At 67.1% G+C, this 17941-nt stretch carries 15 protein-coding genes; 5 read left to right on the top strand and 10 right to left on the bottom strand.

The genetic code is table 11. The features are described 5' to 3' along the window. Positions 1-130: 130 nt before the first annotated feature. On the bottom strand, positions 131-1288 hold the full coding sequence (mltG, locus tag KZZ07_RS06020) for an endolytic transglycosylase MltG (protein WP_219512891.1): 1158 nt from the start codon (positions 1286-1288) through the stop codon (positions 131-133). A gap of 6 nt (positions 1289-1294) precedes the next feature. Continuing rightward, a complete protein-coding gene (gene fabF, locus KZZ07_RS06015) occupies positions 1295-2557 on the bottom strand; it encodes a beta-ketoacyl-ACP synthase II (protein WP_219512890.1) in 1263 nt (420 codons plus the stop codon). Between the two features lie 205 nt (positions 2558-2762). Here fabF and KZZ07_RS06010 point away from each other — a divergent pair, with 205 nt between their 5' ends. Then, positions 2763-3764 (top strand): hypothetical protein, encoded by a 1002-nt coding sequence (locus tag KZZ07_RS06010; RefSeq protein ID WP_219512889.1) that lies wholly within the window; start codon positions 2763-2765, stop codon positions 3762-3764. Between the two features lie 80 nt (positions 3765-3844). On the opposite strand, the gene KZZ07_RS06005 is transcribed toward KZZ07_RS06010, so the two are convergent. Beyond that, positions 3845-4624 (bottom strand): glycosyl transferase, encoded by a 780-nt coding sequence (locus tag KZZ07_RS06005; RefSeq protein ID WP_219513094.1) that lies wholly within the window; start codon positions 4622-4624, stop codon positions 3845-3847. Positions 4625-4883: 259 nt separating this feature from the next. On the opposite strand from KZZ07_RS06005, the gene rsgA reads away from it, so the two are divergent. The 3 genes from rsgA (at position 4884) to KZZ07_RS05990 (ending at position 7241) form a co-directional block, all read left to right on the top strand. Then, complete coding sequence (gene rsgA, locus KZZ07_RS06000) at positions 4884-5921, top strand: ribosome small subunit-dependent GTPase A (RefSeq protein WP_219512888.1); 1038 nt, start codon at positions 4884-4886, stop codon at positions 5919-5921. Between the two features lie 127 nt (positions 5922-6048). Further along, entirely contained in the window at positions 6049-6255 is a 207-nt protein-coding gene (locus KZZ07_RS05995) for a DUF1998 domain-containing protein (protein ID WP_219512887.1), read from the top strand. Continuing rightward, complete coding sequence (locus KZZ07_RS05990; RefSeq protein ID WP_219512886.1) at positions 6252-7241, top strand: nuclear transport factor 2 family protein; 990 nt, start codon at positions 6252-6254, stop codon at positions 7239-7241. The genes KZZ07_RS05995 and KZZ07_RS05990 overlap by 4 nt, the downstream gene beginning before the upstream one ends. A 295-nt stretch (positions 7242-7536) precedes the next feature. Here KZZ07_RS05990 and KZZ07_RS05985 read toward each other — a convergent pair whose 3' ends face one another. The 7 genes from KZZ07_RS05985 to KZZ07_RS05955 all read right to left on the bottom strand — a co-directional run bounded on the left by KZZ07_RS05985 (position 7537) and on the right by KZZ07_RS05955 (position 15905). Beyond that, positions 7537-8703: a M20 aminoacylase family protein gene (locus KZZ07_RS05985; RefSeq protein ID WP_219512884.1), complete on the bottom strand. Its 1167-nt coding sequence runs from the start codon at positions 8701-8703 to the stop codon at positions 7537-7539. 141 nt (positions 8704-8844) lie between these two features. Beyond that, positions 8845-10011 (bottom strand): M20 aminoacylase family protein, encoded by a 1167-nt coding sequence (locus KZZ07_RS05980; protein WP_219512882.1) that lies wholly within the window; start codon positions 10009-10011, stop codon positions 8845-8847. 53 nt (positions 10012-10064) lie between these two features. Next, the gene (locus KZZ07_RS05975; protein WP_219513093.1) at positions 10065-11408 is read right to left on the bottom strand and encodes an NAD(P)/FAD-dependent oxidoreductase; all 1344 of its coding nucleotides are present in this window, start codon (positions 11406-11408) and stop codon (positions 10065-10067) included. 160 nt (positions 11409-11568) lie between these two features. Then, the gene (argE, locus tag KZZ07_RS05970) at positions 11569-12729 is read right to left on the bottom strand and encodes an acetylornithine deacetylase (protein WP_219512880.1); all 1161 of its coding nucleotides are present in this window, start codon (positions 12727-12729) and stop codon (positions 11569-11571) included. A 39-nt stretch (positions 12730-12768) separates the two neighbouring features. Then, positions 12769-13650 (bottom strand): endonuclease/exonuclease/phosphatase family protein, encoded by an 882-nt coding sequence (locus tag KZZ07_RS05965; protein WP_219512877.1) that lies wholly within the window; start codon positions 13648-13650, stop codon positions 12769-12771. 3 nt (positions 13651-13653) lie between these two features. Further along, positions 13654-14049: a hypothetical protein gene (locus KZZ07_RS05960; protein ID WP_219512875.1), complete on the bottom strand. Its 396-nt coding sequence runs from the start codon at positions 14047-14049 to the stop codon at positions 13654-13656. A gap of 11 nt (positions 14050-14060) precedes the next feature. Beyond that, the gene (locus tag KZZ07_RS05955) at positions 14061-15905 is read right to left on the bottom strand and encodes an ABC transporter ATP-binding protein (RefSeq protein WP_219512874.1); all 1845 of its coding nucleotides are present in this window, start codon (positions 15903-15905) and stop codon (positions 14061-14063) included. A 252-nt stretch (positions 15906-16157) separates the two neighbouring features. Between KZZ07_RS05955 and KZZ07_RS05950 the strand changes: the two genes are divergently transcribed. Continuing rightward, positions 16158-17855 (top strand): peptide ABC transporter substrate-binding protein, encoded by a 1698-nt coding sequence (locus KZZ07_RS05950; RefSeq protein WP_219512873.1) that lies wholly within the window; start codon positions 16158-16160, stop codon positions 17853-17855. Positions 17856-17941 lie beyond the last annotated feature (86 nt).

Raw genomic sequence — 17941 nt, 5'->3', positions numbered from 1 at the left:
ACCAGCCCCCTACGTTCAAAGCGCGCCTACAAAAGCCCGCACGATTTGGTCGAAGATGAATGACCTGAGTAAAAAATCCAAGCCGAGTCGCACAGATAAAGCGTGAGGGCAGCGCGCGCTGCCTTCCGGCCTACTGGTCGCGCTGCGCCTCCAGCGCGCGGTAGGCGGCGACGTTGCGGTTGTGCTCGTCCAGCGTCACGGCGAAGTTGTGCCCGTCGCGCGGGTCCAGCGTCTTGGCCACGAAATAGATATACTCCGTGTCCGCCGGGTTCAGCGCCGCCTCGATGCTGGCGCGGCCCGGGTTGGCGATGGGCGTCGGCGGCAGACCGTCGATGCGATAGGTGTTCCAGGGCGTCTCTGCATCCAGCTCGGACCGGCGCAGGCCCCGGCCCAGCGGCCCCTCGCCCTTGGTGATACCGTAGATCACCGTCGGGTCTGTCTGCAGACGCATGCCCTTGTCCAACCGGTTGACGAAGACGCTGGCCACCTCGCGGCGCTCCTGCGGGCCGCCGGTTTCCTTCTCGATGATCGAGGCCAGGATCAGCGCCTCTTCCGGGCTTTCCAGCGGCAGGCCCGCGGCGCGGTTGGACCAGGCCTGGGCCAGGATGACCTCCTGGCGTTCCTTCATCCGGGTGATGACATCGGCGCGGCTGTCGCCGGGCAGGATCTCGTAGCTGTCGGGGGCCAGGCTGCCTTCCTCGGGCACGTCGACCTCGCCGTCCAGGACATCGATCTGGTTCAGTTCCGCAACCACCTGCCAGCTGGTCACACCTTCGGCCAGCGCCACGCGGAACCGGGTGCCGGCGGTGTCCTTGACCTCTGCATAGATCTCGGGCGTGTCACCCTCTCCGGGATCAAAGCTGGCCTGTTCCTCGTAGCGGCCCGTGGCCGGGTCGACCGCCCGCACCTGTACCGTCGCCCGGGTGATGCCGATGCGATAGACCACCTCTGTGCCGCAGGTCGAGGCGCCGCCGCGCGTGACGATATCGGTGATCTCGGCCATCGAGGCGCCCTCGGGCACAAGGTAGCTGCCCGCCTTCAGCGCCTGGGTCTTGTCGCCGTAATCGGCGCCGACGCGGAACATTATCGCGCTTTTGACGGCGCCCTGTTCGGACAGGTCCTCGGAGACGGCGCGCATGTTGGTGCCGCGCGGCACCTCCAGGCAGATCGCTGCCGTCAGCGGTCCCTGTGCATGGTATTCGCGCTGCGCCCAGATCAGGACGCCGCCGAAGAGGAACAGCGCGACGACCAGAAAGGTCAGCGCGTTCGAGGCGATGCTGCGCCACATGGGGGGTTACTCCACCTTCCCGAAGACCACGCTGGCATTGGTGCCACCAAAGCCAAAGGAGTTGGACAGGGCATAGTCCACCTTGCGCGCGCGCTTGGCATTGGGCGCCAGGTCGATGGGGGTTTCCACCGCCGGATTGTCGAGGTTGATCGTCGGCGGGGCCACCTGGTCGCGGATCGCGAGGATCGAGAAGATCGCCTCGATCGCGCCCGCCGCGCCCAGCAGGTGCCCGGTGGCGGATTTGGTCGAGGACATGGTGACACTGGAGGCGTGATCGCCCAGCAGGCGTTCGACCGCGCCCAGCTCGATCGTGTCGGCCATTGTCGAGGTGCCATGTGCGTTGATGTAATCGAGGTCCGTGGGCGCGATGCCTGCATCCTTCAGCGCCGCGCGCATCGAGCGTTCGCCGCCCTCGCCGTCCTCGGAGGGGGCGGTGATGTGATAGGCGTCGCCCGACAGGCCGTAGCCCGCCACTTCGGCGTAGATCTTTGCGCCGCGCGCCTTGGCGTGTTCGTATTCTTCCAGCACGACGACACCGGCGCCTTCGCCCATGACAAAGCCGTCACGGTCGGCGTCATAGGGACGGCTGGCCGCCTTGGGATCGTCGCCGCGTTTCGTGCTGAGCGCCTTGCAGGCGTTGAAGCCCGCGATGCCGATTTCGCTGATGGCCGCCTCGGCGCCGCCCGCGATCATCACATCCGCATCGCCATATTTGATCAGCCGGGCCGCATCGCCGATGGCATGGGCGCCGGTGGAACAGGCGGTCACGACCGCGTGGTTCGGCCCCTTGAAGCCGTATTTGATCGAGACGTTGCCCGAAATCAGATTGATCAGCGCGCCGGGAATGAAAAACGGCGAGACGCGGCGTGCGCCCTTCTCCTTTATCAAAAGCGCGGTTTCGGCAATGGAGTTCAGCCCGCCGATGCCGGAGCCGATCATCACGCCGGTGCGCAGGCGGTCCTCTTCATCCTCGGGCTTCCAACCCGCGTCGGTGACGGCCTGTTCGGCGGCGGCAATGCCGAACTTGATAAAGTCGTCGACCTTGCGCTGTTCCTTCTTGTCCATGTAGGCGTTGGGATCGAAGGTGCCATCGCTGCCGTCGCCATAGGGCACTTCGCAGGCATAGGTCGTCGCCAGGTGGCTGGCGTCGAACTTGCTGATGGTGCCCGCCCCGGACTGACCGTCCAGGATCCGGCTCCAGGTCTCTTCGACTCCGCAAGCCAGCGGCGTGACCAGCCCCAGCCCGGTGACAACTACGCGACGTGCCATGCGCCTGCCCTCTCTCTCACGTTCTTTGTCCGCTCATACCGCGCGAAGCCCGGCAGGGGCAAGGGGATGCCGCCCCCATCGGCAAGAGACCGACCGCCGCCAAACTGGCCGTGCAACAGGCGAAAATGGCTGGATTCCCCACTATGCCCCTGTGCCAGACCATGCAAACTGCGTGCACATCCATCGCGCCACACAGGAATTTTACATGCTTATGCGTACGCTATTGACCGCCGCCTGCGCGGCCTGCCTGATGACAGCACAGGTGCAGGCCGGCCTGATCCTCGACGGTCTGCCCTCCGACAAGATCGACGAACCGGCGGAGGCAGCCCCCAAGCCGGCGGAACCGGCTGTTCAGGGCGGGCCGAAGTTCGCCGGCGACTGTTTCGCCGGCAGCGCCCCCGCCGGGGCCGACGCCCGGCTGGCCGGCATTCCGGCAGCCCCGGCCTATCAGCCGATGGCGCGGAACGGTGGACGGCAGAGCGGCACCGACTGGGCGCGCCCCGGATGGCGTCCGGTGACCCAGGCCGATCCAGACCTGCGCGACATCGCGCGCAACGTGGCGCTGGTGCAGCTTTGCTATGTCACCCCCGACGGCATGCCGCGCGAGGTCGATTTCGGCAGTGCGACGCGATCCATCGACAGCGCCTTTACCACGTCCTGCACCGGCATCCTGCTGCCGGGCAACCGCCTGCTGCTGCCGCATTATTGCATGGTGCCGCAGGGATTCACCGAGGCCGGGTTTACCGTTGGCGGCGTTCAGGCCGTGTTCGGATATATTGACAGACAGACCCCGCCGCTGACCGTCCGGGCCGGGGCCGTGCCGCTGGCGATGGACAAGGACCTGGGCGCCGCGGTTCTGAGCCTCGAGGGCGAAGCGACGGGCGCGCTGGGGGATGGCATCGTCGGGCCCGCTGCAACCGACCTGCCGCAGTATCACCCGCTGGTCATGCTGCATCACCCGATGGGGCAGCCGATGCGCCTCTCCTCTGCCGATTGCCTGGAGTTGTCCCGGCGCGAGGACCTGCCCAAGGGACAGTTCCGCCACAGCTGCGAAACCACAGGCGGATCGGGCGGCGGGTTGCTGCTGGATGCCCGCACGCTGGCGCCGCGCGGGATGCATTTCTCGAAGACCACCGGCGACAGCCGGCAGGCGCTGGACCTGCGCGCCATCGACGCCGCGCTGGATCTTGGCCTGACGGCAGAATGAGCCTGCCGCCGGGGACGGTGGGCGGGGCGTCTTTCGGCGCAGCCGAAACAGCGCCGTCCCCGTCCTTTAGGCCCAGTCCCCTAGGCCCAGTCCGTGCCCAGGTCTGCGCGGGCGCGGTCGATCCAGTGCTCCTGCAGCCAGTCGCAGGGCTTGGAATAGCGGATAAAGGACCCGGTATAGCCCGCAAGTGCATCCGTCATCTTGGGACGCCCGTGGAAACAGACCACGCGGGCGTCTTCCGGCAGGCGGGGTGCGTGCAGGTAGTTGCCCGGGAACGGATTGCAGTCATACTTGAACGACACCACCCAATCATCTGGAATATAGGTAAAAACACCCCGGTCCATCGCCTTGTGCGAGGTATAGCGTTGCTCCGATCCGCGCGCCTTTTCCACCTCTTCATAAGGGTTGGCGGCCAGGTCCTCGTAGAGGAATCCGTGCAGCGCCGGATCGAAGCGAAAGACCGATCCGTGCCCGGTGGGCCGCCCCTTGCGCTTTTCCGTCCAGTCATGGCGCATCGCCACCGTTCCCGGCGCAAGGTCGTGGATCTCGTCCAGCCCGCCTGTTATCACCACGTCCAGGTCAAAGCCCAGCACCGGCCCCTCAAGGTCTGGCACCAACCCGGGCCGGAAAAGCGAGGTCTTGCGCATCGCGCCTTGTCGGTTGGCCACTTTCAGCGCGGCTTCCATCGGTTCGGCATAGGGCTCGACGGGCAGGTCCAGCACCTCGATGTCCGGGTGCAGCCCCTCGGCATGTTCCGTCATCACCATGAAGCGCACCGGCAGCGACAGGTTGCGCCGCACGCCCGAATAGAGCCGGTTGACATACTCGGGACCGAACAGCGTGCCCCACTTGATGCACATGATGTTGATGGCTGTCACGCCGCGCCCCCGGTTTGGTGTTGCCCGCGCGGCATAGCAACGCCCGCGCAGGAACACCAGCGCTTGCGGCGGACCATGCCCGCGCCTATGTTTCCCCGGAACCCGAACTGAGGACGGAGGCCATGATGGAGATTGCATCGACCCTCCGGGCCGCGCGCTAACACTCAGCCCGCCGCCCGTGCACGCACCTGGGACCGCCTGCCGCGGCCTCTACCTGCATGTCTGAACGGGACTTACACCATTGACAGAATTTGATCTGACCGGCCTTGGATGGTCGGCATGTTTCGCGCGCCAGCTGGATGACGATGACGGGGGCCTGACCCCGGCCCGCCTCTCCGAGGTGCACCGCGACCGCCTGCGCGCGCTGACGCCCGAGGGCACCCTCACCCTGTTGCCCAGTGAATCCACCGGCGCCTATGCCGTGGGCGACTGGGTGCTGAGCGACGGCACACGCGCCATCCGTCGGCTGGAGCCTTCCAGCGACCTTTCGCGCCGCGCCGCCGGGCGCGAGGCAAAACTCCAGCGGATCGCGGCGAATGTCGATACGCTGGGCATCGTCACCAGCTGCAATGCCGATTTCAACATCGCGCGGCTGGAACGCTACCTGGCGCTGGCCCATACCGCCGGCTGCCTGCCGCTGGTGGTGCTGACCAAGGCCGACATGGCCAAGGACGCGGCTGATTACCTGCGCCGGGCACAGCGGCTCTCGCCGCTGGTGACAGCCCTTGCGCTGGACGCCACCGACCCGGACGAGGTCTCCCGCCTCGCGCCCTGGTGCCGCGACGGGCAGACGCTGGCTCTGGTCGGATCCTCGGGCGTGGGCAAGACCACCCTGCGCAACGCCCTGACCGGTGAACATGAGCTGACCCGGGGCATCCGCGAGGATGACGCCAAGGGCCGCCACACCACCACCGCGCGCAGCCTTGTGCCCACCACCACCGGCGGCTGGCTGATCGACACGCCGGGGATGCGGGAACTGCAACTGGCGGAGGCGGACGAGGGCATCGGCGCGGTCTTCGAGGATATCGAGGATCTGGCCCGCCAGTGCCGGTTCCGCGACTGCGCCCATGCCGGGGAACCCGGCTGCACGGTGCAGGCCGCCATCGACAGCGGCGACCTTGATCCCGACCGCCTCGCCCGCTGGGAAAAGCTGCGACGCGAGGACCGCTACAACAGCGAAACCGTGGCCGAGGCGCGCGCGCGCGGCAAGGCCTTCGGCAAGATGGTGCGCGAGGTCTCGACCATCAAGAAGCGCCGCCGCGATCCCGGCGCCCCATGACCTCACGCGCGGGCAGGCCTCCCCTGCCCGCGCGTTTTTTTTCGGCCCGCGTGGTCGTTCCGCATGACAGGCCCGCCGCGCCGCATGGGCCAGGGTGGTCACAACCACCCCATTGCGGAGACAGATCATGGACCCGACCCATTTCATCGCCACCCGCGCCCTTCCACGCGGCCCGAAAAACGACCCGCGAACCATCAAGGCCTTCTACGCCGCGCATGACCACTGGCCCGGCGGCATCGGCCTTGCTCGGCAGTGGAGGCATCTGGCGCAGGCAGTCCGCCACCTGTCCGGGATTTGGCACCGGCGTGCCCAGAGGGTAGACCAATGTACATGACCCGCAGCCCCCAGCCCGCCACCCCTGTCGAGGACACCGACCGTGCCGCCGTCGCGGCGGTGATCCACGCCGAGACCACCGCCTTTCAACAGCGCGACTACGCGGCCTGGGCCCGCTGCTGGGTGCAGGAGCCGCGCACGCGGGATGTCTATGTCTCCCCCGCCGCCGGGCTGACCGTGCACAGCGGCTGGGCCCAGATCGCGCGCTACATGAAACATGTGATGGACAGCGGCATCGGCTGCCCCAAGGTGCCCTTTGGACAGGAGAACCTGCGCATCACCCTGTCGGGCGACACCGCCTGGGTGGTCTACGACGAATGGGCGGCGCCCCCGGGTGCGGCCCGGATCGAGAGCTTTGAGACGCGGATTCTCGAACGGATGTCGGGCGAGTGGCGGATCGTCTACGCCGCCTTCGTGATGCGGCACGGCGAACCGGGCGGAGACGAGTCGATCTCGGTCGATGCTTCCGGCCAGCTGCTCTGGGCCAGCCCCGGCACGCTGGCGCGGCTGAAGGATCACCCGCTCCTGACGCTCTCGGCGGGTCGGCTGCGCGCCCATCGGCGCGACTGGGACAGGGTGCTGCAGGCGGCGCTGGAACGGGCCGGTCAGTACCACGGCTATTTCGAGTTGCACCGCTTTACCCAGGAAACCGGCGGCCCCTTCCGCTACCCTGCGATCCTTGGCGAGACCGACACCGGCGGTCTGGCGATCGTGCATCTCTCGGTGCGCAACGGCACCACCTATGTCGGGATCGACGGCGACGCCGGGATCGACCGCCGCTTGGCAGTGGCGCAGGCGGTCTACGGCCTGTCGGACGGCCAGCTGCGGCTGGCTCGCCAGATCGCCGATGGCAAGGGTCCGAAAGAGGCCGCCGAGGCGTTGGGGATCAGCGTCAACACCGCCCGCACCCATCTGACACGGCTCTACGACAAGACCGGCGTGAACGCGCAGACCGCCTTGGTCCGGCTGCTCCTGAGCGTGGGCTGAGGCCGCGCGAAAGCCGCCCCCAGCCCTGCCCGCGCCCAGTTTCTTTGGGCTGGAAATACCTCCGGGGAGCGCGAGGGGCTGGCCCCTCGCATTCTTTGGCGCGCACCTCCGGTGCGACGGGCCAGCCCCTCGCATTCCTGAGTGCACACCTGTGGTGTGACGGGCTGGCCTCTCGCATCCCTGAGTGCACACCTGTGGTGCGACGGGCTGACCCGCCCCGCACAGCCGAAAAAGTGGGACGGCGGGCGGGGCGACGTGCCCCCGAACGGGGGCACAAGCGGCGCCCCGCCGTCCTTTACGACGCCAGCGGCATCCGGCGTTCGACAATCTCCGCCCACCAGGAACAGCCCGCCGGGATCGCCTCGTCGTTGAAGTTGTACTCCGGGTGGTGGACCATCGCCGTGTCGCCGTTGCCCACGAGGATATAGGCGCCCGGGCGCTCCTCCAGCATATAGGCGAAATCCTCGCCGCCCATCACGATCGGCGCCTCGTCGACCCCGCCGGACACCGCCGTCGCCACATCGCGCGCGAACTCGGTCTGCTCGGGATGGTTGACCATCACCGGATAGCCCTTGTGATAGGTCACCTCCGCCGTACCGCCAAAGGTCGCCGCCACACCTGCGCTGATCTCCTTGATGCGCTTTTCGGCCAGCGCGCGCATCTCGGCGCTCTGAGTGCGGACCGTGCCCTTGATGTGCACCCGCTGCGGGATGACGTTGAAGGCCTTGGACGAGGTCTCGAAGCTGGTCACGGACACGACCACCTGATCCACCGGATCGGCATTGCGCGCGGCGATGGTCTGCAGCGCCAGAACCAACTGGCTGGCCATCACGGTGGTGTCCACGGTTTCATGCGGCTTGGCGGCGTGGCCGCCCAGCCCCTCCAACGCGATCTCGAACTGGTCGGTGGCGGCAAAGAAGGCGCCTTCGCGGATGGCAAAGCTGCCCACCGGGCGGCCCGGCCAATTGTGCATGCCGTAAACCTCCTGGATGCCCCAACGCTCCATCATGCCGTCGTCGCACATTTCCTTGCCGCCGCCGCCGCCTTCCTCGGCGGGCTGGAAGATCACCACCACCGTGCCGTCGAAGTTGCGCGTCTCGGAGAGGTATTTCGCCGCCCCCAGCAGCATCGCCGTGTGGCCGTCATGGCCGCAGGCATGCATGGCCCCGTCGGTTTTGGAGGCATAGTCCACGCCGGTCTGTTCGTGGATCGGCAGGGCGTCCATGTCGGCGCGCAGCCCGATCACCTTGCCAGAGCCATTGCCGCGGCCCTTGATCACGCCGACGACGCCGGTGCGGCCGATACCCGTCACCACCTCGTCACAGCCGAAGTCCTTGAGCTTTTCCTCCACCAGCGCCGAGGTCCGATGCGTCTCGAACAGGATCTCGGGGTTCTCGTGCAGGTCCCGGCGCCAGGCGGTGATCTCGTCCTGAAGTTCGGCAAAGCGGTTCTTGACGGGCATCTTGGTCTCCATGTTGTCGTGAGTGTTCATTGATCCGCGCGGCCTCTCGGGCGCGGCGCGGTTCTGCTTGTCAACATATGCGCCCGGCTCCGGGGCGCAACCACGACCGCGCGTCGCCCCTGCCCCGGCGTCCCGTGCTGCCTAGCCCAGGGGCATCCGGGTCTCGGCCAGCGTCGCGAACCAGCTGGCCCCCACCGGCGCGATGCTGTCGTCGAAATCATACCCCGGGTTGTGCAGGTCCGCGCTGTCGCCATTGCCGATAAAGACAAAGGCACCGGGCCGCACCCGCAGCATGTCGCCGAAATCCTCGCTGCCCATGACGCGGGGCGCCTCGCGGTTCACATGGCCGGAAACCGCCTCGCCCGCATCGCCGGCCAAAACGGCCTGCGCCTCGGCATTCACCAGCGGGTCGACACCCTCGATATACTCCATCTCCGCCTTTGCCCCGTGGGCCATGGCGGTGGCCTCGGCGATCTGGCGAATACGGGTGCGGATCGTGTCACGGTCCGCGACGTCGTACTGGCGCACCGTGCCGATGACCGTCACCGCATCGGGCAGCACGTTGTAGGTGAAGGTCTCCGACTTCATCCCGCAGACAGAGATCACCACCGCATTCTGCGCGTTGATATCGCGTGAGGGGATCGAATGCAGCGCGGTGACGATCTGGGCCGCCGCCAGGTTGGTATCCACCGCAAGATGCGGCATGGCGCCATGCCCACCCTTGCCCGTCACCCGGATCTCGAACTTGTCGGCGGAGGCCAGGAAGGGCCCGGGCCGCGTCGCAAAATGGCCGGGCGTCAGCCCGGGCCAGTTGTGCATCGCATAGACCTCGTCGACTTCGTAGCGTTCAAAGACCCCGTCACCGATCATCGCCTTGGCCCCGCCGCTGCCCTCTTCGGCGGGCTGGAACAGGGCCACGACGGTGCCGTCGAAATTGCGCGTCTCGGCGAGATACCGGCAGGCGCCCAGCAACATGGTGGTATGCCCGTCATGACCGCAGGCATGCATCTTTCCCGGCACGGTCGAGGCATAATCCGCCCCGGTCTGTTCCAGGATCGGCAGCGCGTCCATGTCGGCCCGAAAGGCGATGGTGCGGCCCGACCCGCCCTGCCGTCCCCGGATCACCGCGACGACGCCGGTCTGTCCCACACCCTCGATCACCTCGTCACAGCCGAAGGCGCGCAGCTTTTCGACCACGAAGCGCGCGGTCTCGTGCTCTTCAAAGCGCAGCTCGGGGTGGGCATGCAGGTGGCGGCGCCATTCGGTCAGGTCCTCCTGCCAGTCGGCGATACGGTTCTTCACGGGCATTGGATATCTCCTTTGCCCGTGATCCTGCGCCCATGCGGCACGCTCTGCAAGCCTCAGAGATTGGGCCCGGGTTTCAACCGCGTCCCGTCGAAAAAGCGCGACATGCGGAACCGGCTGAGGTCATGACCCGGATCGCGCTCCGTCGCCAGGTCCACCGCCACCCGGCCAAAACCCGGCCCGATGCCAAAGCCGTGCCCGCACATGCCCGTCACCACCGTCAGCCCGGGGATCTGCGCCACGTGATCCACCACCGGCACCACGTCCGGCAGCACGTCGATCATGCCCGCCCAACTGTCGTGCAGCGCGATCTCACCGGCCCAGGGGTAGGCCGCACCGAACAGAGCGATGACCTCCGCAACCTTGTCCGCGTTGGGCGCCGGATCCAGGAGGCGCATCCGCTCGAAGGGGCTTTCTTCCGCCCCGCTCCAATGGCGCGGCGTGGAAAAGGCATCCGGCCAGTGGCGCGGTTGCGGCCCGCGCGGGTGGATGTCGAACTCTCCGCTCAACGCCAGCGGCAGATAATGGTGCAGGTGCCGCAGCATGTCCGGGCCAAGATACAGCTCGCCAAAGGCCGCGGGCGCCAGCGTGTACCCACCATCGGCGCGCGGACGAAAGGCCAGCCGGTCATCCACCGCCGCCGTGTGCACCACCTCGGGCAGGGGCTGGGTGGCCATCGCGGTCGAACGCACCGCAAGCTGCGGGATGTCCACCCCGTGCCGACGCAGGAAGAGCGAGGACCAGGCACCGCCCGCCAGCACCACCGCCTGCGTGCGGATGCGGCCCCGTTCCGTGATGACGCCGGTCACGCGCCCCGCCTGCCGGTCCAGCCCGCGCACCGCGCAGCTTTCGGCAATCGCGGCGCCCTCGGCCCGGGCCAGCCGCGCCAGTTCCGGCACCGCCACCCAGGGTTCGCCCTTCATGTCTGTGGGCGTGTGCAAGGCGCCGATCCAGGACCCGCGCGGGTAGTCCAGCAGGCGCAGCATCTCTGTCCGCCCCAGCAGTTCCGAGCTGACGCCAAGCCCGCGCGCCTCGTCCAGCCAGCCCTCGAAGGCCGCCATCTCACCCTCGTCGCGGGCCAGGTAGCTGACGCCCACGGTGCGCGTGCCCAGCCGCCCGCCACAATCGGCGTCCAGCGCCTGCCACAGATCCTGCGCCTCATGCGCGATGGGGATCTCGGCCATGTCGCGGCCCTGCACCCGGATCCAGCCCCAGTTGCGCGAGGACTGCTCTCCGGCCACCCGACCCTTTTCCAGGAGCACGACCGACAGCCCCCGCCGCGCCGCGAAAAGCGCCGTCGAGACCCCGATCACTCCGCCGCCGATCACCGCAAGATCGACAGCCTCGGGCAAGGGATCGGAAAATTCGACCGCGCCCATGTCGTGAAAGGGAAATCTCATCATGTCTCCAGGCATTTCGGCGTCTCACTTCGTGGTTCATGTCGATTGGGGGTTTTCCCAGAGAAGACGCCAGGCGCGCGCCCCTGTTTCTTCTCTCTCCAAATATCTCCGGGGGTGAGGCCGCAGGCCGAGGGGACAGCGCCCCCTGACAGAGCCCCGCTCATGCCAAGCGCTCCAGCAGGCGGTCCATGAACCGCTGGCCTTCCTCGAACTGTGCAAACGTGATGTACTCGTCGGGCTGATGCGCAACGGTGATGCTGCCGGGGCCGCAGACCACGGCCTTGTAGCCGGCGACCTGGAAATGGCTTGCCTCGGTGCCATAGCTGACGAAGTTTTCCGAGTTGTCGCCGGTGATCTGGCGCACCAGCGCCTCGGCGCTGTTGTCCTCTTCCGGGGCGAAAGGCGGCAGGCTGAATTTCTCTTCCAGCTCGATCCGGGCCTCGGGGCGGATCTGTTGCATCTGCGCGGCCAGGTCGGCGGCCTTTTCCTCGGTCAGGCGGCGCCACTGGTCCAGCGTCTCGCCCGGCACCACCCGATAGCCGAAGCCGAACTCGCAGTCCTTGGCCGCGATGTTGTGCGCCGTGCCGCCGTGGATCTGGCCGACGTGGACATTGGTGTAGGGCGGGTCGAAGAGCCCCGCCATGCCCTGCGGCTCCGCCGCCTGCAACTCGGCGTTCATCCGGTTGGCCCAGCAAATCATCTCGGCCCCCCACATGATCGCGCTGACCCCGGTGTGCAACAGCGAGCTGTGGACCTCGAAGCCATGCACATGCACCCAGAAGGTCACACCGCCCTTGTGGCCGGTCACCGCCTTCATCATCGTCGGTTCGCCCACGATGACGTCGCGCGCGCGCGGCAGGCCGGACATGGCCTCGATCAGGGGCGGCGCGCCGGCACAGCCGATTTCCTCGTCGTAGGAGAGCGCGATCTGAAGGGGACGTGTCACGCCGCGCCGTTTCGCCTCGACCAGGGCCCAGATCGCCAGCGCGTCAAAGCCCTTCATGTCGGTGGTGCCACGCCCATAGAGGCGGCCGTCCTTCTCGGTCACGCAAAAGGGATCGGTGGACCAGTCCTGCCCGTCCACCGGCACCACGTCCGTGTGCCCCGAAAGCACGACGCCGCCCTCTTCCCACGGCCCGACATGGGCAAAAAGCGCGGCCTTTTCAGGCTCGTCCGGCTTGACGTGGCGCCCGGCCTCGATCCCGTGCGAGGCGAGATAATCCTGCACCCAGTCGATCAGCGGCAGGTTGGTGTCGCGGCTGACGGTGGGAAAGCTCACCAGCTTGTCCAGCAGCGCGCGGGGGGACAGCACCTCGGCCATTCTCACCTCGTTCTTGATGTGGCGGATGGCCCATGCCTGTCATGGCAGGGCGATATCCGCAACCACCGGGTAGTGGTCCGAGGGCCAGTCGCCCGCTCTTTTGCCATGCAGCCCCCAGGGACCGCCCACAAGCCGCACGCCCGGCGCCCGGCCCAGCCGGTCGATGGCGGGCAGGATGTGCAAGCCCCGGTTGAAATGAAAGCTGCTGTCGCGCGGATCATGGGTCTGCACCCCCGCCTCGCGCAGGATTCGCACGGTGCGCCAGCCCGAGAGCGCGTTCATGTCGCCCAGCACGATCACCGGCAGGCCTTTTTCCATCGCAGGCCGGACATGGGCCGCCAGGCGACGCGCCGCGTGGCGGCGCTTGGCCGCGTCAAGAAAGTGGAAATGCACATTGTAGACCCGAAAGCGTTGCCCCTCCGGCCCCGCGAAATCCGCCCAGGAGGCGTAGTAGATCCAGAACCCCGGACGCCGGCGGTCCTGCGCCACGACCTCGGGCGCGTCGTAGTAGAACCAGCCCTGGTCCAGAAGGCGCAGGCGGTCGGTGCGGTAGAAGATCGGCTGCCGCGTGGGAAAACGCCGCCAGTCGCCCGTGGCCGCAAGACCGTATCCCGGGTTGCGCGACAGCAGCCAGTCGCGCGCCAGGTTCACGTCGCGGTTGGCGTCCGGGCCGATGCTGACCATCTCCTGAAAGGCGACGAGATCGGCGTCCACCTCCTTGAACACCGCATCCAGCGCCTGTTTGCGCGCCTCCCAGTCGGCCAGCGACCAGGGGCCGCGCGGTTCGGTCATGCGGATGAAATGCACGTTGTGGCTGGCCACGCGCAGGGCGCCGGGGCTGCGCGCGGGAGGGCCCGGTGGCGGCGTGCAGGCGGATAGCCAAAGCGCCAGCAGGATCAGCGATATGCGCAGGGCCCGCATCGCTCAGCGCCCCGCCCCCGCGGGCGCGTCGCGCAGCCAGGTGCCGCCGTACCAGCTACAGTGCCAGTCCGGGTTCTCTGCCTCGATGGCGCGCAACAAGCATTCGGTGGCACCCCATTCGTCGATGGCCAGGCTGATGGCACGGCTGTCAGGTCCCGGCAGCCGCAGTTGAACCTGAAAGCGGTCCCGCCGAAAGAATGCCGCATCGCCGTTGTCGTTCCAGCGCAGGCCCGGCAGGTGACGGTCGAAAACGGCGCGCAGGTCCTCGTGCGGGCCAAAAGCGAGCGCCGGGCTCGACCCGACGATATCTTCCAGCCAGGGGGAGTCATCCAGGCGGGGATCATCGGGCGTGCAGGGGGGAGGGCCGTCGAACCGCCAGATCCGCAACCCCGCCGCCACGCCCTGCCCCGTCAGTAACCGCTGTCGGTGATCAGGACCTTGTGGCCCGGGCTGACCTCTTCGTATTCCGAGGGCGCGGCTTCGTAGTCGACCGGATGGATCGGCGAGGGGATCGGCTTGAAGTTGAGATCCTTTTCCGACTTGCGACGGCGCGGGTCGGCGATCGGGACCGCCTTCATCAGGGCCTGTGTATAGGGGTGACGCGGGTCCTCGAAGACGGCGCGGCGCGGCCCCAGCTCGACGATCCGGCCCAGGTACATGACGCCGACATAATGGCTGACCCGCTCGACCACGGCCATGTCGTGACTGATGAAGAGATAGCCCAGCCCCATGTCGGCCTGCAGTTCCATCATCAGGTTGATGACCTGCGCCTGCACAGAGACGTCCAGCGCGCTGACCGCCTCGTCCGCGACGATCAGGCGGGGCCGCAGGGCCAGGGCACGGGCGATGGCGATGCGCTGACGCTGGCCGCCCGAGAGTTCGTGCGGATAGCGGCGCATGAAGCTGCGCGGCAGTTCGACCCGGTCGAACAGCTGCGCGACATGATCCGAGACGGCGCTGCCAGTCTCGATGCCGTAGTTGTGGATCGGTTCGGCCACCTGGTCGGCCAGTTGCAACTGCGGGTTCAGCGAGGCGAAGGGATCCTGAAAGATCATCTGCATGTCGCGCCGCGCCTCGCGCAGCCCGTTGGTGCCCAGCGCCATGATGTCGGTGCCGTCGAGATCGACCTTGCCCGCCAGCGGTTCCACCAGCCGCAGGATCGACCGCCCGGCGGTGGACTTGCCGCAACCGGATTCGCCGACGAGGCTGAGCGTCTGGCCCTTGTTCACGACAAAGGAGACATCCTCGACCGCGTGGACATTGGCCACCGTGCGGCGGAAAAAGCCGCCCTTGACCGCAAAGCGCGTGGTCAGCCCCTCGACCGTCAGCAGCGGTTCGTTGGTGCCGGGAATGGGCTTGAGATCCTGGTCGGTGCGGCCGACCAGCTTCATCGGTTCGGGCAGGTCCTTGCCCGTCATCTCTCCCAGTTTGGGGACAGCGGCCAGAAGCGCCTTGGTATAAGGGTGCTTCGGGTTCTCGAAGATTTCCTCGACGGTGCCTTCCTCGACCTTGTTGCCGCGGAACATGACCACGACCTTGTCGGCCATCTGGGCGACCACGGCCATGTCATGCGTGATGAACATCACCGCGGTCCCGGTCTCACGCTTGAGCCGGTCCATCAGCGCAAGGATTTCCGCCTGGATGGTGACGTCAAGCGCGGTGGTCGGTTCGTCCGCGATCAGCAGGCGCGGCTTGCAGGCCATCGCCATCGCAATCACCACGCGCTGGCGCATCCCGCCCGACAATTCGTGCGGGTACTGGTTCAGCCGGCGTTCCGGTTCGGGGATACGCACCTCGCGGAGCAGTTCCACGGCGCGGGCCTCGGCCTGCTTGGCACTCATGCCGCGATGTACACGCAGACCCTCTGTCAGCTGCTTCTTGACCGTGAAAACCGGGTTCAGCGCGGTCATCGGCTCCTGGAAAATCATGCCGATCTCATTGCCGCGAATGTCGCGCATGTGACGCTGATCCAGCGTGCACAGGTCGACCTCGCCGCCTTCCTTGCGGTCGAACAGCAACCGGCCACCGGCGATGTCGCCGCCGCCGTATTCCACCAGCCGCATCAGCGAGAGCGAGGACACCGATTTGCCCGAGCCGGATTCGCCCACAACGCAGACCGTTTCCCCCGGGCCGATGTCGAAACTGACATCCTCGACGCCGACGACCGGGCCATCCTTGGTCTGGAACTCCACCCGCAACTGATCGATCCGCGCGATCGGTCCGGCGGTCTGCGAGTTCGGTGCGCTGTCCAGCATTGTTGCGTGCTCCCCATGTCCTGAACGCAAAGGCTATGGGCTGCGCAGGCCGCCTGTAAAGACCCGCAGTGCTTTTACGTTAGGCAATGCTTGCATTTTGCGCATGTTCTGCTTTCGATGGGGAACGCGTGGGGGGTCCGGTTCATCGATGTGCAAATGACGGTTGCATTCGTCGCCGCATCTGGCCGACCATCCTGCTACAACGAAGGGTCCGGGCAAGACATCCGGTCCCGACCAACATGGAGTGATATCATGAGACTCAAGACCCTGATGCTCGGGGCTGTCGCGGCTGTTGCACTGGCGCCCGCCGCCTTTGCCGAGCGCGCGTCGGACGGCGACGTCAAGATCATCTACTGGCAGGCTCCGTCGATCCTGAACCCGTTCCTCTCGGGCGGGACCAAGGACGTCGAATCCTCGTCGATGATCATCGAACCGCTGGCACGCTACAATGAAAACGGCGAACTGGTGCCCTGGCTGGTCGACGAGATCCCCACCGTGGCCAATGGCGGCGTCTCCGAGGACCTGACCCAGATCACCTGGAAACTGACCCCGGGCATCCTGTGGTCCGACGGCTCGCCGCTGACCTCCGAAGACGTCAAGTTCACCTACGAATACTGCACCCACCCCGAGGGCGGCTGCGCGCAGGTCACCAAGTTCGAGGGCGTGACCTCGGTCGAGACCCCGGACGAGTCGACCATCGTGGTCACCTTCGAAGGCCCGACCCCGAACCCCTACGGCCCCTTCGTCGGCGGTGAGAGCCCGATCCTGCAGAAAGCCCAGTTCGAGAATTGCGTCGGCGCCGCGGCCTCGACCTGCACCGAGCAGAACTTCAACCCGATCGGCACCGGCCCCTTCGTCGTCACCGAGTTCAAGCCGAACGACGTGATCACCATGAAGGCCAACGACAACTACCGCGACCCGGCCAAGCCGGCCTTCGCCACCGTGACCTTCAAGGGCGGCGGTTCGGCGGCCGCGGCGGGCACCGCCGTGATGGAAACCGGCGAGTTCGACTATGCCTGGAACCTGCAGCTTGCCCCCGACGTCATCGCCAAGATGGAAGCAGGCGGCATGGGTGTGCCGGTGGCCGGCTTCGGCCCGCTGCTGGAACGCATCATGCTGAACAACACCAACCCCGATCCGGCGCTTGGCCCGGACGAACGGTCGGTGATCCGTCCGCACCCCTTCCTGGGTGATCCGGCGGTCTACAAGGCGATGTCCATGGCCATCGACCGCAACCTGCTGGTGGAAATCGGCTATGGCCAGGCCGGCCGCGTGTCCTGTTCCTGGGTCCCCGCCCCTGCCGCCTTTGCCGCCGACATCGAAGGCTGCGACGTGCAGGACATCGAGGGCGCCAAGAAGATGCTGGACGATGCGGGCATCGTCGACACCGACGGTGACGGCATCCGCGAGAAGGACGGCGTGCCGCTGTCGATCGTCTACCAGACCTCCGTCAACGCCGTCCGCCAGGACTTTCAGGCGCTGATCAAGGACTGGTGGGAACAGATCGGCATGGAAGTCGAGCTGCGCTCGGTCGATGCATCGGTCTTCTTCGGTGGCGACCCGGGTTCGCCCGACACCTTCCAGAAGTTCTATGCCGACGTTGAAATGTACGCCAACACCTTCAACGGCACCGACCCGCAGGCCTACCTGGGCAACGGTCTGTGCGACAAGGCTCCGCGTCCGGAAACCCAGTGGCAGGGCGAGAACATCAGCCGCTTCTGCGACGAGGAATACGACGCGCTGCACAAGAAGCTGTCCGAGACCGCGGACATGGCGGAACGTCAGCGCATCGGCCGCGAGCTGAGCCGCATGGCCTTTGAGCGTGGCGGGATGATCCCGCTGGTCCACCGTGGCCGCCTCTCGGCACATTCCAACAGCCTCGGCGGCGTCAAGCTGAACGTCTGGGACAGCGAGCTGTGGAACGTGGCCGACTGGTACCGGATCGACTGATCGGCTGACAACCGGGGCGCGCCCGGCGCGCCCCTTCCGCAGGCCGGACCTATCCCGGCCCGGCCTGCCCCCGGCCCCAAAGCCGC

Origin of the sequence: Mameliella sp. CS4, assembly GCF_019392335.1 — a bacterium.
Lineage (GTDB): Bacteria > Pseudomonadota > Alphaproteobacteria > Rhodobacterales > Rhodobacteraceae > Antarctobacter.
The sequence above is the reverse complement of the archived record's forward strand: the minus strand, read 5'-3'. Positions and strand labels throughout refer to the sequence as shown.

Bases quoted from the DNA above. Each gene is read 5' to 3' on its own strand.
- mltG (WP_219512891.1), bottom strand. From the start codon at position 1,288: ATGTGGCGCAGCATCGCCTCGAACGCGCTGACCTTTCTGGTCGTCGCG.
- fabF (WP_219512890.1), bottom strand. From the start codon at position 2,557: ATGGCACGTCGCGTAGTTGTCACCGGGCTGGGGCTGGTCACGCCGCTG.
- KZZ07_RS06010 (WP_219512889.1), top strand. From the start codon at position 2,763: ATGCTTATGCGTACGCTATTGACCGCCGCCTGCGCGGCCTGCCTGATG.
- KZZ07_RS06005 (WP_219513094.1), bottom strand. From the start codon at position 4,624: ATGTGCATCAAGTGGGGCACGCTGTTCGGTCCCGAGTATGTCAACCGG.
- KZZ07_RS05995 (WP_219512887.1), top strand. From the start codon at position 6,049: ATGGACCCGACCCATTTCATCGCCACCCGCGCCCTTCCACGCGGCCCG.
- KZZ07_RS05990 (WP_219512886.1), top strand. From the start codon at position 6,252: ATGACCCGCAGCCCCCAGCCCGCCACCCCTGTCGAGGACACCGACCGT.
- KZZ07_RS05985 (WP_219512884.1), bottom strand. From the start codon at position 8,703: ATGCCCGTCAAGAACCGCTTTGCCGAACTTCAGGACGAGATCACCGCC.
- KZZ07_RS05980 (WP_219512882.1), bottom strand. From the start codon at position 10,011: ATGCCCGTGAAGAACCGTATCGCCGACTGGCAGGAGGACCTGACCGAA.
- KZZ07_RS05975 (WP_219513093.1), bottom strand. From the start codon at position 11,408: ATGAGATTTCCCTTTCACGACATGGGCGCGGTCGAATTTTCCGATCCC.
- argE (WP_219512880.1), bottom strand. From the start codon at position 12,729: ATGGCCGAGGTGCTGTCCCCCCGCGCGCTGCTGGACAAGCTGGTGAGC.
- KZZ07_RS05965 (WP_219512877.1), bottom strand. From the start codon at position 13,650: ATGCGGGCCCTGCGCATATCGCTGATCCTGCTGGCGCTTTGGCTATCC.
- KZZ07_RS05955 (WP_219512874.1), bottom strand. From the start codon at position 15,905: ATGCTGGACAGCGCACCGAACTCGCAGACCGCCGGACCGATCGCGCGG.
- KZZ07_RS05950 (WP_219512873.1), top strand. From the start codon at position 16,158: ATGAGACTCAAGACCCTGATGCTCGGGGCTGTCGCGGCTGTTGCACTG.